14 protein-coding genes are annotated in these 13,046 nt (G+C 58.7%); 3 read left to right on the top strand and 11 right to left on the bottom strand.

Annotated elements, in window-relative coordinates; all coding sequences use genetic code 11:
* Positions 1-6: 6 nt before the first annotated feature.
* The 3 genes from CVS29_RS11040 to CVS29_RS11030 form a co-directional block, all read right to left on the bottom strand.
* Positions 7-720, bottom strand: a complete 714-nt coding sequence (locus CVS29_RS11040) for a lipoate--protein ligase family protein (protein WP_110106374.1) — start codon at positions 718-720, stop codon at positions 7-9.
* Positions 717-1,538 carry a thioesterase family protein gene (locus tag CVS29_RS11035; protein WP_110106373.1) on the bottom strand — a complete coding sequence of 274 codons (822 nt, stop codon included), beginning with the start codon at positions 1,536-1,538 and terminating at the stop codon, positions 717-719. Before CVS29_RS11035 ends, CVS29_RS11040 begins: the two co-directional genes overlap by 4 nt.
* Positions 1,539-1,627: 89 nt before the next feature.
* Positions 1,628-2,170: a DedA family protein gene (locus CVS29_RS11030; RefSeq protein WP_245932190.1), complete on the bottom strand. Its 543-nt coding sequence runs from the start codon at positions 2,168-2,170 to the stop codon at positions 1,628-1,630.
* Positions 2,171-2,377: 207 nt separating this feature from the next.
* Here CVS29_RS11030 and CVS29_RS11025 point away from each other — a divergent pair, with 207 nt between their 5' ends.
* Positions 2,378-4,009 (top strand): AMP-binding protein, encoded by a 1,632-nt coding sequence (locus tag CVS29_RS11025; protein WP_110106372.1) that lies wholly within the window; start codon positions 2,378-2,380, stop codon positions 4,007-4,009.
* Positions 4,010-4,106: 97 nt separating this feature from the next.
* Positions 4,107-4,700 (top strand): class I SAM-dependent methyltransferase, encoded by a 594-nt coding sequence (locus CVS29_RS11020; RefSeq protein WP_110106371.1) that lies wholly within the window; start codon positions 4,107-4,109, stop codon positions 4,698-4,700.
* A gap of 86 nt (positions 4,701-4,786) precedes the next feature.
* Here CVS29_RS11020 and CVS29_RS11015 read toward each other — a convergent pair whose 3' ends face one another.
* The 5 genes from CVS29_RS11015 to CVS29_RS10995 are packed head-to-tail and all read right to left on the bottom strand — an operon-like array spanning position 4,787 to position 9,629.
* Positions 4,787-5,905: an adenosine deaminase family protein gene (locus CVS29_RS11015; protein WP_245932189.1), complete on the bottom strand. Its 1,119-nt coding sequence runs from the start codon at positions 5,903-5,905 to the stop codon at positions 4,787-4,789.
* Positions 5,902-6,975, bottom strand: a complete 1,074-nt coding sequence (locus tag CVS29_RS11010) for an ABC transporter substrate-binding protein (RefSeq protein WP_110106370.1) — start codon at positions 6,973-6,975, stop codon at positions 5,902-5,904. The genes CVS29_RS11015 and CVS29_RS11010 overlap by 4 nt, the downstream gene beginning before the upstream one ends.
* Before the next feature lie 40 nt (positions 6,976-7,015).
* Complete coding sequence (locus CVS29_RS11005) at positions 7,016-8,017, bottom strand: ABC transporter ATP-binding protein (RefSeq protein WP_110106369.1); 1,002 nt, start codon at positions 8,015-8,017, stop codon at positions 7,016-7,018.
* Positions 8,017-8,811, bottom strand: coding sequence for an ABC transporter permease (locus CVS29_RS11000; protein ID WP_110106368.1), 795 nt, complete (start codon positions 8,809-8,811; stop codon positions 8,017-8,019). The genes CVS29_RS11005 and CVS29_RS11000 overlap by 1 nt, the downstream gene beginning before the upstream one ends.
* A complete protein-coding gene (locus CVS29_RS10995) occupies positions 8,808-9,629 on the bottom strand; it encodes an ABC transporter permease (RefSeq protein ID WP_110106367.1) in 822 nt (273 codons plus the stop codon). Before CVS29_RS10995 ends, CVS29_RS11000 begins: the two co-directional genes overlap by 4 nt.
* A 175-nt stretch (positions 9,630-9,804) precedes the next feature.
* Here CVS29_RS10995 and CVS29_RS10990 point away from each other — a divergent pair, with 175 nt between their 5' ends.
* Positions 9,805-10,752 carry a LacI family DNA-binding transcriptional regulator gene (locus CVS29_RS10990; RefSeq protein ID WP_110106366.1) on the top strand — a complete coding sequence of 316 codons (948 nt, stop codon included), beginning with the start codon at positions 9,805-9,807 and terminating at the stop codon, positions 10,750-10,752.
* Positions 10,753-10,796: 44 nt separating this feature from the next.
* On the opposite strand, the gene CVS29_RS10985 is transcribed toward CVS29_RS10990, so the two are convergent.
* From CVS29_RS10985 to nrdF, 3 genes are all read right to left on the bottom strand, one after another.
* Complete coding sequence (locus CVS29_RS10985; RefSeq protein ID WP_110106506.1) at positions 10,797-11,342, bottom strand: NUDIX domain-containing protein; 546 nt, start codon at positions 11,340-11,342, stop codon at positions 10,797-10,799.
* Positions 11,343-11,416: 74 nt separating this feature from the next.
* Complete coding sequence (gene yiaA, locus CVS29_RS10980) at positions 11,417-11,881, bottom strand: inner membrane protein YiaA (RefSeq protein ID WP_110106365.1); 465 nt, start codon at positions 11,879-11,881, stop codon at positions 11,417-11,419.
* Positions 11,882-12,037: 156 nt separating this feature from the next.
* Positions 12,038-13,015, bottom strand: coding sequence for a class 1b ribonucleoside-diphosphate reductase subunit beta (nrdF, locus tag CVS29_RS10975; protein WP_110106364.1), 978 nt, complete (start codon positions 13,013-13,015; stop codon positions 12,038-12,040).
* Positions 13,016-13,046: the final 31 nt, after the last annotated feature.

Raw genomic sequence — 13,046 nt, 5'->3', positions numbered from 1 at the left:
AGCGATTCAGGCCTGAATGAGCTCCGTGTGCTGAGCGTAGGCGGCCAGCACGGACGCTTCTACGTCCTCAACAGTGATTGTGGGGATCAGATCTTCGGCGGCGCCGGCCGTGGCTGGCTCCCAATCGAGCTCCAAAGCCGCATAGGTGTCTGTTAGCACTGCACGGATGGGTGGGGAGTTTTCCACCACAATGACGGAGCTGAATAACCAGGCTCCTGCGACAACGCGTTGCGCCGTACCCACCAGCTTGATGTTGTGCTGGGCCCCACGGCCGTAAACGCTGAACTCCCCGGGGCAGTATTCTCCGGGAATCTCACCAACAGCCGCGTCCACACCTAATGCCCGCAATGCCTCGGTGAAGAGTTCGCCAAAGAAAGCAAACCGGCCTTTGGCACCGGCAATGGAGTCTTTCTCGCGCTGGATATGATCAACAATCAATGTTCCTTGGTGATAGGCGGCGGCTCTGCCTCCTGCACGGCGTACGGCAGGCACAAAGCCGTTAACGCGGGATGCTTCTTCGGCGGCGAGAAATCCTGGCAGTTTGGTGTCACGCTGCCCAAAAGCCACTGTGGGTTCGGGACGGTAGAAGCGCACCATTGCTTCCCTACTCCCACGTTTAACCTCCCCCAGCAGATCCAAGGCACGGTTGAGGTCGGCTTCGGCGCCACCGCTGGTCAACTGCCGGTGGATTTCCAGTGCTGGTGCTAGGAGATCACTCACTGCGCGTGCGGGATGGGTCGCACGGTCAAGATTTGTTCGGAGCGCCCAAAAGGTCCGTTGACATCATGGAGCACCGAGGAGGTTAGACCAATACCGTCAGATCCAATGGTGACGTGGGTGGCCAGACCCAACCATTCGCCCACCGGATCCCGGTACAGGTGGATGGAAAGGTCAACGTTGGGGTACATCCAACCGCCGGGTTCCGGCTCCATGCGTGCTGCCACACCGTTGGCACTGTCAACCAAACCTATAAGACGCACCAGCGCGGAGGCGTGCTCTCCGCCGTCGAGCATGGTGTAGGGGCTGTGCAGCCACGCCCGTCCATGACCGGCGCGGTGCTCCGGCAAGGACCTGCCCTCAAGGGTCTGAATGAAACCGCCCGGCCAGCGGCCCATGCCGTCCCAGGGCACGGAGTCCTCGAGGCTGCCCAACGGTTCATCCTCATAAAATTCAATAGCGGTGGTGTCATTTTTTTGCAGCCGCCACGCTGTTGCGCGTACAGCTGGCCGGCCTTGGGCCAACAACTCCGTCTGGAGAAGTTCAATGGTCTTTCCCGGACGCAGCAAGGTGGTTTTGAGGCTAAATTCGCCAGCAGGAATCAACCCGAGGATGTCAAAGTTAATCCGCGCCAAGCGCATGTCATCTCGGTGCTGAAACTGTTCGAGTGCCTGAACCATGAGGCCAGCAACCGGAGCCATGTGCTGCTCGTGAGGGTTCCAAGCGCCTTGCGCGTGAACCGTGGACTCGTAACGGTCCCCACCGAGATGGTTGTAGTACGAGCTAGCTTCGAGCGCTGTGAGTGTTATGAGGTCCACCATGGCAACGATTCTACCGTTCGGGCGGGTAGCTTCAGAAAATGACGGCGGGCATCAAGCGCGTCACGGACGCGGTGAGAGCATCACGATGATTAGGCTTGAGCGCCGGCTGTGCCGGAAATTTCCGCACCCATGACGGGACAGTCATCCAGGGCGCTCTGATCCAGTTTGCGGTTCCGTGAAACCCGGAACAGGTGCACTCCCAGAATCAGGACACCCACGGTGAGGACCAGCAAAACCAGTGCCCAGGGCGAACCGGCGGCCGCTGCCAAAGCTGCCTCGAAGGCTGCGATGCCAATAGTGGCGTAAATACATGCCCAGGCAATGGACCCCACTATTGTGGCTGGAATGTAGCGGCGCAGGGGCATCCGGCCCAATCCAGCAGACATGTTCACAGCGGTTTGAACACCGATGGTCAAGAAGCTGACACTCACAGCAGGTGCACCCCAGCGGGCAATAAGTTTCTCTGCCCGCAGTACGGCCGAAGAATCCATGTATTTTTGCATTTTCGTCTTGCGGCCCCCGGCGGCAAGACCCCGGCCAGCCCAGTAGGTGGCGTTGGAACGCAACATAACGATGCAAAAGAGAATCAGGAAAGCCCAGACGAACGGAAGTGAAATGATGCTGTCCATCATGAGCGTGGGCTACCCCTCTAAGTGCTAATAATATAGCTACAGAATCCTGCGCTATTACCCCTAGCTTATCTCATAGCCAAGCGCTTCGCTAAGTCCGCTCAAGCAGGGATCTGCCCGCTCAAACACGGCTCACGAGGGCATGAAACGCCACACATCATAAAGTGTGAGTTAGTGCACATTAACCCGGTGGAGTATTAGCATCATCACATGACCTACGATGTTCAGCTCTCGCACACCACCGGCAGCACCAACATTCCGCTTCTGGAAGGCACCATCGGCGCTAACTTCCAGGCTACGGCCGCACGCTTCGCTCAGCGCGATGCCTTGATCGATAAACCCTCGGGGCGGCGGTGGACTTATGGGCAGCTGAACGACGACGTCGATGCCCTGGCCCGCGGATTGCTCACCGCAGGAGTAGCCAAGGGCCACAGGGTGGGTATCTGGGCCCCCAACGTCCCCGAATGGGTGATCTTGCAATATGCCACGGCGAAGATCGGCGCCATCTTAGTTAACGTCAACCCGTCCTACCGGGTCCACGAGCTGCGGTATGCCATCTTGCAGTCCGGCATGTCCATGATTGTTGCCCTGCCACACTTCAAGGGTTCTGAATATCAGGCCATGATCGAGCAGATCACCCCGGAGTGTCCCGGTTTGAAGGCCGCTGTCTACATTGGCACGCCGTCCTGGAACACGCTGGTGGCGGGCGGTCAATCCCAGCCAAGTAACGCTGTCGAACGTGCCATGGCTGAACTTGAGCCCACCGACCCCATCAACATCCAGTACACCTCCGGCACCACCGGCTACCCTAAGGGCGCCACGCTCAGCCACCGTAATATCCTCAACAACGGCTATTTCGTGACGGAGACCATCGGCTTCACGGAGGCGGATAGATTGTGTGTGCCTGTGCCCTTCTACCACTGCTTCGGCATGGTCATGGGTAATCTGGGCTCCACCACGCACGGGGCCGCGATCGTCATTCCGGCCCCGGCCTTTGACGCCGCAGCAACCTTGGCCGCAGTGCAGCAGGAGCGCTGCACCGCACTCTACGGGGTGCCCACCATGTTCATCGCCGAACTGAACCTACCCAACTTTGCCAGTTACGACCTTTCCTCACTGCGCACCGGGATCATGGCCGGCTCGCCCTGCCCCGTGGAGGTCATGAAGTCCGCCATGACGCAGATGAACATGTCAGCAGTCTCCATTGCGTACGGCATGACGGAGACCTCCCCCGTATCCATGCAGACCCTCATGGACGACGACGTGGCCCACCGAACCGAGACAGTGGGCCGGGTGCACCCTCACCTTGAGGTCAAGATCGTGGACCCCGCCACCGGGGAGAGCGTCCCGCGCGGAACGCCAGGTGAGTTCTGCACCCGCGGCTATTCGGTCATGCTCGGCTACTGGAACGATTCGGAGAAGACTGCGTCCGCCGTTGACGCCGAGCAGTGGATGCACACCGGGGACCTTGCCGTGATGTACCCCGACGGCTACGTCAACATAGTGGGCCGCATCAAGGATATGGTGATCCGCGGCGGCGAAAACCTCTACCCGCGCGAGATTGAGGAGTTCCTGTACCACCACCCGGACATTGCCGACGTGCAGGTCATTGGGGTGCCGGATCCGGAGTACGGCGAGGAACTGTGCGCGTGGCTGCTCATGAAGCCCGGTACTGTGCCCTTGGATGCGGCCGCCGTGGCCGCCTACTGCAAGGGGAATCTGTCCCGGCACAAGGTGCCCCGCTATGTGCTGGTGGTGGATGAGTTCCCCATGACGGTCACCGGAAAGGTGCGCAAGATGGACATGCGCGAGCGGACCGTGGCGATCCTGGGGCTGGAGTAGGCAGGCTGGCGGGAGCCGCCCGGCCGCCTCAACGAGCCAACGTAGAGACGCAGAGGCATAGGCAGAGGCATGGCCTAGACGGTTGTAGCCTTGGTTCATGGACAGCGAGAATTTATGGGAAGCAAAGAAGCGGGAAAATCCCGGCCATTCGGCCTGGTTTATTGCCCGTTTCGCGGGAATGCGCGCAGACGGGGTTGACCTGGATGGCGAGAGCAGACTGGTTGACGCACTTGCGGGCCGCTCAGCCCGGATCCTGGATGCAGGATGCGGCACGGGCCGCGTGGGTGGGGAGCTAGCCCGGCTCGGGCACCAGGTGATCGGCGTGGATATTGACGGTGAACTCATCGAGGCCGCACGCACTGACTACCCTGACGTTGATTGGAGGCTGGGCGATCTCGCCGCCCTCTCCGTGCCCGGGGAAAAATTCGATGTGATCGTATGCGCCGGCAATGTCATGCCGTTCCTGGCCCCCGGCACTGCCCGATCCGTACTCACCCGTTTCCGCGAACACCTGGCGCCGGGTGGCCGCGCCTTGGTGGGCTTCGGGGCGGGACGGGGCTATGACTTTGATAATTTCTTCCTCGATGTGCAGGATTCGGGGCTGTCTGTGGCGGGCCGTTTCGCCACCTGGCAACTGCACACCTTGACACCGGACGCGGACTTTCTCGTGGCACTGCTGGAGCACCCCTAGAGTTCAAGCCCGCAGCGGCTCCGGCACGTTAAAGAAAAGGACCGCCACCAGTCGTTAAACCAGCGGCGGCCCTTCCAGATTTTCCTTTAGGCGTTGAGACCGGCAACGTGCTCGTCAAAACGGACAAGCACAGCAGCCTTTTCGGGCTCGCTGAGCCAGCTGGCTTCGAAACCTGCCCGGGCCATCTCGGTGAGCTTTTGCTTGCTCACTCCGCGCTCGGCAAGAATCCTGTACTCGTTGACCAACGTTGTGGGGAACATGCCCGGATCGTCGGAGGCCACCAGCACGTTCAGTCCGGCGTCGAGCATGGCAAGGATGGAATCTGTTCGCCAGGGACGCCATGAACGGCGGCTCGTAGTGGAGGCACAGGACAACGCGATCCCGGATTCCTTTACCTGGGCAATGACATCGTCATCTTCTAGGATGAAGTAGCCGTGATCCAGTCGATCGCACTGCAGATCCTCGATGCACGTGATGGCGTTCTGGGCTGAAGGTACATGCTCTGATGTGTGAGCAGTCTTCTTCAACCCAAATTGTCCCGCCAAGGCATAAGCAGCCACGAACTTCTCGGGTGCGCCGGAGTTTTCCAAGTTATCCAGGCCAATGCCCGCCACGTACTCATGCGGATACCCGGTTACGGTCTGAACCCACGCCAAGGCTTCCTCGCCCGAGCGGCTGCGGTCGATCGCGGCCAGTAAGCAGCCCGTCATTCCGAAGTCCTTCTCGGCCTTGCGGATTCCCTGCGCCATGGCGTCGACGTAGCGGTCGTAGCCAATTTCAACAAAGTGTTCCGGGAGTTCATCAAAGGACATTTCCAGGTGCCAGGTCCCGTATTTGTGGGCTTCCTCGAATGCCTCATACGTAATACGTGTGAGGTCTTCTTCGGTGCGCACCACTTCACGAACCCATTCGGAAACCTTGAACAAGGAGTATGAGTTTTCCGGCTCGATATCGCTCAAACCGGTAGGCATCGGGATACGAGTGTTGCGATAAAGCTCCGGGTCCGGAGGAAAAGAATTGATTGATGCAAAGATGGTCTCGGGTGACTCAGGAAGTTCTAGGCCGGCGCGGCGCGCCAGCTCACCAAAGGTTTTAGCTTGCACGGTGCCCAAGAGGTGACAGTGAAGATCCACCTTGGGCAACTGCAATAGGTAACTATCCAGATCTAGTGTGGTTGCCGTTACGGCAGCTTCGCCCCGGCTCACTGGCCAATAACCTCGCGGTTGAAGCGCTCTGTCCATTCGTTGCGATTGGGCAGGAAGTCAGCCGGGCTGATGGTCTTGTACCCGTGGGCACTGGGGTCTTTGGCAATATCCCCAACAACGGCGCTCAAGTCCTGGGGCAGTTTGGCGCTCAAGTTCACCGGCAGATCGCCCACAATTTCGGCGCTTGATTGCTGCGTTGCCTGTGAGAGCAGGAAGTTGATGAACTTGTTGGCGCCATCAACGTTTGTGGCGCCTGTGGGAATCATGGCACGGTTGGTCGCCATGTAGCGGCCCTTCTCCGGTGCGGTCCAGGCGAACTGGTCATCGCTCTTGACCAGCGGAGTGGCAAATCCGTTCAACGCCACACCGGCATAAATTTCACCCTGCGTGAGCAGGTTCGTAAATTCAGTGGTGGAGCTGTAGAACTGCAGGATGTTCGGTGACCATGCATGCATCTTCGTGAACGCCGTATCAACGTCTGTGGCACCCTTGCCGAAGGTCTGCGCAACACCGGCAACTGTCAGCGGACCGGAGGTGACGGCATAGTTGGGAAGCGCAAGGCGTCCCTTCAAGGAGGCGTCGCTGAAAAGATCCCACGAGGCAGCTTCCTTGGCAGAAACCTTGTCTTTGTTGAAAAGCACCCCGTTGAGCTGGTAAGAGTATGCCGGCCCGGTGTAGGAATCATCCTTGGCAAACTCTGCAATGTTGGCCAATTCTGGAATCTTGGCCGCATCAACCTTCTGGAAGAGGCCGTCCTTGTCTCCCAAGGCAGCGAAAGTATCGGAGATCATCATGACGTCGATTCCGGACTTGTCACCCTCGAGCTGCAAGCGGGACAGGCGGTCCGCATTCGAGCCCGTATCAACCTTGACCTTGATGCCGGTGGCCTTGGTAAATGGATCGAAGATTGCCTCGGTCATCTGATCGACGCCGAAGGGGAAGGTGCTGACAACTATTGTGTCGCTGGAATTCTGGGGCGTTTCAGTGGAACTGCAGGCTGAGACGGCAAGCGCCGTGGCTGCGAGCACACTGCCGACAGCCAGTGCGCGCCTGGTGAACGTGATGGTCATGAAGTTTCCTTTCAGAGGGATGAAGTAGCAAACGCAGCGCCTAGTTGGCGAGCGTTACCAAGTTGTGTGACGGGGCAAAGAATTTAATCTGATCTCCGGCGCTCAGGCCTGAGGCTTGCTCGGCGCGCACGTTGGCAATCAGGGTGGTGGGCTCTCCGGAGAGCGATGAAGTCTGCACCGTGAGCAGGCAGTCCACGCCGCGGTAGGCAATGCCGGTCAGTGAGGCATCCAGCAGCATGCCCTCGCCTGCCGCCCCGGCCTCCTCCACCAACGCCAGATGTTCGGGGCGGATCGTCAGCTGCTTGCCTTCGGAAGTGCTGATGAAGTTTTCATAGCCCATGAATTCGGCGACGAATCGGTTCGCCGGACGCGGGAAAACTTCCGTTGGGGCGCCTTGTTGCTGGACCCTGCCCTGGCTCATGACAACCATCTGGTCGCTCATTTCCAGTGCTTCATCCTGATCATGTGTCACCAGAACAACACTGAGACCGGTTTCGCGCTGGATTCTGCGCAGTTCGCTGCGCATCTGAATACGCAGCCGGGCATCAAGGTTGGACAGAGGTTCATCCAGAAGCAGGAGCTTGGGCCGGATAGCCACAGCACGGGCAATCGCCACCCGCTGCTGCTGACCTCCTGAGAGCTGCTTGGGACGCTTGGCGGCCTGAGACGCCAGTCCCACCATCTCCAAAGCCTCAGCAGCACGACGGCGGCGCTCGGATTTCTCCACGCGGCGCAGCTTCAGGCCGTACTCAACATTCTCGGAAATACTCATGTGCGGGAACAGCGCATAGGACTGGAACACCATGCCAAGATTGCGCTTTTCCGGCGGCGTGTTTGTGCTGTCTTCGCCGTCGATCAGGATCTTTCCGCTGTCCAGGCGCTGGTAGCCGGCCAGCATCCGCAAGGACGTGGTCTTTCCGCAACCACTGGGGCCTAGAAGTGTGGTGAACTTACCCGCTGGAATACTCAGGTCAATGCCGTCCACGGCCACGAAGTCGTCGAAGCTGACCCGGACGTTTTGAAATTCTGCTGCATTACTCATTAGTTGATGCCTCCAAAAATCTTGGCGAATCCAACGGTTCGCTCAGCCACTACGGCAATCAAGATGGTTCCAAGTAGTATCAGCACGCTCATTGCGGCCACGATCGGGTCATAGTTTTGCTGGACGTAGTCCAGCATCGTCACAGGCAGGGTACGGAAGTCACGATTCTGCAAAAGCAGTGAGAGCGGAACATTGTTGAATGAGGTGACAAAACTCAGCAGCCCCGCGGAAAACAGCCCGGGACGCAGGAGCGGAAATGTCACGGTGAAGAATGTGCGCAGGGGTGAGGCTCCCAGGCCACGTGCGGCTTCTTCAATATGCGGGTCCATGAGTGCCAGCGACGCGCCAGTGACTCGAACCGCATAAGGGAAGAGCAAAACGGTGTGACCAATCAGCAAAGTGGTGAAGTTGTTCAGGCCAAGGCCAATCATCAACTGCTGGTAGAGGGCAAGACCAACCACCAACTCGGGCACAATCAGCGGCGAGAGGAACAATCCCTCCAGCAATCCTTTTCCGGGAATCTTTCCACGGCTGATGGCCAAGGCAACGGGCACACCCAGCAGAAGCGAGAAGAGCGCCGCAAGGACCGCCAATTCAAGGCTGGATACCAGCGATGTCATGAATGGCTGGTACTTGAACGCTGCTTCGAACCAGCGCAAAGAGAATCCGCTAGGTGGGAACTTCAGCGTAGAGCCGTCGGTGAATGCCGTGATAACAACGAAGAACAACGGCACGATCATGACGATGTAGCCAAGGACGGCCAGTGACGCGGCTATGGGGTGACGATTGTTCATGAGGTCCGTGCCTTCCGTCCCATGAGGGTGGAGATGGCCGAAACACCGAAAACCAGCACTGTCATGATGATGGCGGTGGCGCTGGCGGCCGCCCAATCAATGGTTCCGTTCGCATAGTTGTAGAGCTGGGTTGAGAGCATCCGCTGCCGTGATCCACCCAGCAAATAGGGGGTGGTGTAGGCGGTGACGGACCCGGCGAAGACCAAGGTGCAGGCTACAACAATGCCGGGCCAGGACAGTGGCACTACTACTGTCCAGAATGTTTGGGTCCGGTTGGCGCCAAGACCACGGGCAGCTTCATCCAGGGCGGGGTTCACCTGGGCCACAGCTGAGTAGCAGGAAATGATGGCCAACGGCAGGAAGAGCTGGAGCAGACCCAAAACTATGGCAAGAGGTGTGTAGAGCAACTGCGGCGCCTCATCCACAATGTGCAAGGAGGTCAGTAGCTGACCGATGGCGCCTTCCTTGCCCAGCACCACAAGCCAGCCAAAGGTACGAACAACGTTCGAAAGCAGGAGCGGGAAGATGGCCAACGCCAGCAGCATGCCGACCCAGCGCGATGTGGAGCGCGCCAGCATGTAGGCAATCGGAAATCCAATCACAACGGAAATGATCATGACAATCAGACCCAGGACAACGGTACGTCCAATGATCGCCAGGTCATAGCTGTTGGTAAGCATGGTGCCCAGACGTGCCAGGATGTCGCCGAATTCCGTCCGTGGCGGTGAAACAAGCATCACCACGGCAGGTATGAGGAAACCGCCAAGAAGCACAATCAGTCCGGGCACGATCAGGAACACAATCCTGTTTCCGCGCATGGGAGTCCTTGTCTCAGGGGAAGGTTGGAAGCGGTGGTTCTGTAAAAGCACCTCAGGACATAGTACCCGCAACCGGTCCCACAACCGGTTTCATTACAAATTGAAGCAAATCATTTTCTTCGACTACTGTCAGGGGGATGCCACATTATGAAAGTCCTGCCACGAGGGTCCTGCTATGAAAACGCTCAACGACGTTGCTGTGCTGGCCGGCGTCTCTAAATCAACCGCTTCCCGCGCCCTGGCACGTCCCGAGCTCGTGGCCCCAGCAACCCTTCAACGGGTTGTGGCAGCGGCACAGCAACTGGGCTTTGTACCCAACCGTGCGGCCCAGGGCCTAGCCCGTGGCCGTACCGGAATCATTGCACTCGTGCTGCCAACCATCTCCAACGTGTTCTTCGTGCCCATTGTTGCCGGCGCCCAGGAAGCGGCACAAACGGCCGGGCTTCAAGTCACCATCAACATCAATCCCCTCACCAACCCCGAGGACATCGCCCGTTACCAACGTCTCTCACAAGAGGTTGACGGGATCCTGCTCGTTGCCCCGCATACCGCCGATGAGGTTCTGGCGTCCCTCAACAGCCGAGTCCCCATGGTAATGATTGACCGTGAATTGGCCGGGTTCGAATCCGTCAGTGTTGATTCGGCCAGCGCGTTCGCTGAGCTTATGGTGGGCCTGGTAGAGAACGGGCATCAACATATTGCCTATGTTGGTGGCCCCGAGAATTCTTGGCAAAACGCCCAGCGGATCGCGAAAATGTCCGCAACCGCAGCCAGTTGCGCGGCAAAGCTTGAGATACTGGGCCCCTATCCCCCGTCACTGGAGGACGGCTTCGCCATTGCTGAGTCGGTGCGCGAGACGGGCGTCAGCGTCGTGATTCCCTATGCTCGGGATCTGGCCCTCGGCATGCACATTAAGCTTCGAGATTCGGAACAGCGCGCGGGGAAGGACTCCTGCACCTCTGGCGATGAACTCGAGGTCGTCGGCTACCCCACCCAGCCCATGGTTCAGGTTGACGGCCTTCTCATCGGAGAAACAGCCTTCGGGCTGCTTGAACGCCGGATAGCTGGCAGCCAAGACGCCCCGTCAGTGCTCCGCTTACCAGCCACCGTGCTCTGGACTTAACACAGTTCACGCCTCGCTTGGGTCGGGGCGATTCTTGATCGGTCTCAATTCTCTAGACGACGCCGCAGCGCCGGCCACGCCGCCCCGAACCCCGGGTGCAGCTGGCGGGCTGCGACCTCATGGAGCGGCACCCATTCCAGGGCCAGGCTTTCGGGGTCACTAATGACGGCTTCGAAAGGTTCCACGGCGTTGACCGCAACGGTGGTGTAACTCCAGTACCCAACGTCGTAGACCGAGGTGAATATCAACTCCACCTTGGATGAGGGGACGCCTGCTTCTTCCCACGCCTCACGTAGGGCACCATCCGCGGCAGCTTCACCCTGATGGAGAGCTCCTCCGGGAAGCCCCCACGTGCCGCCATGGTGAGACCAGAGGGCCCGGTGTTGGAGCAGGACTCCACGTCCGGCGTCGAACACCAAAAGACCGGCAGAACCGAAGCGGCCCCAGAATTTGCCAGCTTCTCCTTCAACCCAAGCATCGCCGGGGTCACGGTTGCGCCCCAGGTGACCCGGAGGAGCAACTGCCGCGGCCTCCCGGATGAATCGGGCCGCCGCGGTGTTCTGGAGGCCGTTGGCCTTTTGATCATCCATGACTTCCACGGTATCAAGTGTGCGGGCCATCAAGTGCGCAGGCAAAGCGCCCGGAGCGTGGCCTTGGGGCTTTTCTACAGCTCTGGGCCGCCAAGATACCCGGGCTTGGCCGCTTGGTGCTGATCGGGGTAGACAGCCTTGTGCGCAGCAAGATCTCTGATGTTCTTCTGCACTGCCACCACAGCGAACAAACTCATGGCGAAGCCAATGCCGTAGAAGCCCTTCTCCGAGAGCAGCAGCTCAGCGTTCCACAAGCCAATCGCCAACAAGAGCAACGAGGCCAGCAACGCAAACCAGGCGATGCCCAAATAGATGGAGGTGACGGGGATTTCCTCGGCCTTGTCCCGCACAGCTTTTTGGAGCGAGACGGCAGCGAAGAGCCCAAACAAGAACACCGTCAAGTAGAAACCCTTCTCGTTAAGCTCCATCTTGGCGTTCCAAAGGCCAATAAAGTACACGGCCATGCCCAGCCCCAAAGCGATCCAGGACGCCCCAATGAAAGCTCCAGTTGGTTTGCCCAGCTGATTTACCTGGCTCATAGCGTCTTTTTCCCTTATACGTTCCAGCATTGGCCTATCAGTGAATCACCAGCATAAACGAGCCCGAAGAATATTACGCTATTGAGTGGATAAAAAGAATGCGCGCAAGCGGGCCCCAGGAGGGGCCCGCTTGCGCGCAGTGATTTTAGAAGGGTACTAGAAGTCCCAGTCGTCGTCTTCGGTGTTGACAGCCTTGCCGATGACGTAGGAGGAACCGGAACCGGAGAAGAAGTCATGGTTCTCATCCGCGTTGGGCGAGAGCGCCGAGAGGATGGCCGGGTTCACGTCAGTGACCGCGGCCGGGAACATGGCCTCGTAACCTAGGTTCATCAGCGCCTTGTTGGCGTTGTAATGAAGGAACTTCTTGACGTCCTCGGCCAGGCCAACGGAATCGTAAAGGTCATGCGTGTACTGGACCTCATTCTCGTACAGCTCAAAGAGAAGCTCAAAGGTCCAGGCCTTCAACTCTTCCTTGCGCTCCTCGGGAACCCCTTCCAAGCCCTTCTGGTACTTGTAGCCGATGTAGTAGCCATGCACGGCCTCATCACGAATGATCAGGCGGATCATGTCTGCCGTATTTGTCAGCTTGGCCCGTGAGGACCAGTACATGGGCAGGTAGAAGCCCGAGTAAAACAGGAAGGACTCAAGCAAGGTGGAGGCAATCTTGCGCTTGAGAGGATCGTCGCCGTAGTAGTAAGACTCAATGATTTGAGCCTTCTTCTGCAGGTTCACATTCTCCACCGACCAGCGGAACGCCTCGTCAATCTCCTTCGTGGAGCACAGGGTGGAGAAAATCGAGGAGTAGCTCTTGGCATGGACCGATTCCATGAACGCAATGTTCGTGTAGACGGCTTCCTCGTGCGGGGTGATGGCATCCGGGATCAATGACACGGCGCCCACAGTGCCCTGCAGGGTGTCCAGCAAGGTCAAACCGGTGAAGACGCGCATGGTCAGCAACTGCTCTTCCGGGGTCAGTGTTGCCCACGACTGAATGTCATTGGACAGCGGCACCTTCTCCGGCAGCCAGAAGTTGTTGCACAGGCGGTTCCAGACTTCCACGTCCTTATCGTCCTCGATGCGGTTCCAGTTGATGGCCGTTACGTGGCTCGCCAACTTCAGCTTCTCCGGTGTCATAGCTTTTCCTCTTCACTAAATTCTGGTGGCT

Source organism: Arthrobacter psychrochitiniphilus (assembly GCF_003185915.1).
Taxonomy (GTDB): domain Bacteria; phylum Actinomycetota; class Actinomycetes; order Actinomycetales; family Micrococcaceae; genus Specibacter; species Specibacter psychrochitiniphilus.
Note: the sequence above shows the minus strand (reverse complement) of the source record. Positions and strands in the feature narration are given on the sequence as shown.

Bases quoted from the DNA above. Each gene is read 5' to 3' on its own strand.
- CVS29_RS10990 (WP_110106366.1), top strand. From the start codon at position 9,805: ATGAAAACGCTCAACGACGTTGCTGTGCTGGCCGGCGTCTCTAAATCA.
- CVS29_RS11020 (WP_110106371.1), top strand. From the start codon at position 4,107: ATGGACAGCGAGAATTTATGGGAAGCAAAGAAGCGGGAAAATCCCGGC.
- CVS29_RS11025 (WP_110106372.1), top strand. From the start codon at position 2,378: ATGACCTACGATGTTCAGCTCTCGCACACCACCGGCAGCACCAACATT.
- CVS29_RS10995 (WP_110106367.1), bottom strand. From the start codon at position 9,629: ATGCGCGGAAACAGGATTGTGTTCCTGATCGTGCCCGGACTGATTGTG.
- CVS29_RS10985 (WP_110106506.1), bottom strand. From the start codon at position 11,342: ATGGATGATCAAAAGGCCAACGGCCTCCAGAACACCGCGGCGGCCCGA.
- CVS29_RS11030 (WP_245932190.1), bottom strand. From the start codon at position 2,170: ATGATGGACAGCATCATTTCACTTCCGTTCGTCTGGGCTTTCCTGATT.
- nrdF (WP_110106364.1), bottom strand. From the start codon at position 13,015: ATGACACCGGAGAAGCTGAAGTTGGCGAGCCACGTAACGGCCATCAAC.
- CVS29_RS11010 (WP_110106370.1), bottom strand. From the start codon at position 6,975: ATGACCATCACGTTCACCAGGCGCGCACTGGCTGTCGGCAGTGTGCTC.
- CVS29_RS11005 (WP_110106369.1), bottom strand. From the start codon at position 8,017: ATGAGTAATGCAGCAGAATTTCAAAACGTCCGGGTCAGCTTCGACGAC.
- CVS29_RS11035 (WP_110106373.1), bottom strand. From the start codon at position 1,538: ATGGTGGACCTCATAACACTCACAGCGCTCGAAGCTAGCTCGTACTAC.
- CVS29_RS11000 (WP_110106368.1), bottom strand. From the start codon at position 8,811: ATGAACAATCGTCACCCCATAGCCGCGTCACTGGCCGTCCTTGGCTAC.
- yiaA (WP_110106365.1), bottom strand. From the start codon at position 11,881: ATGAGCCAGGTAAATCAGCTGGGCAAACCAACTGGAGCTTTCATTGGG.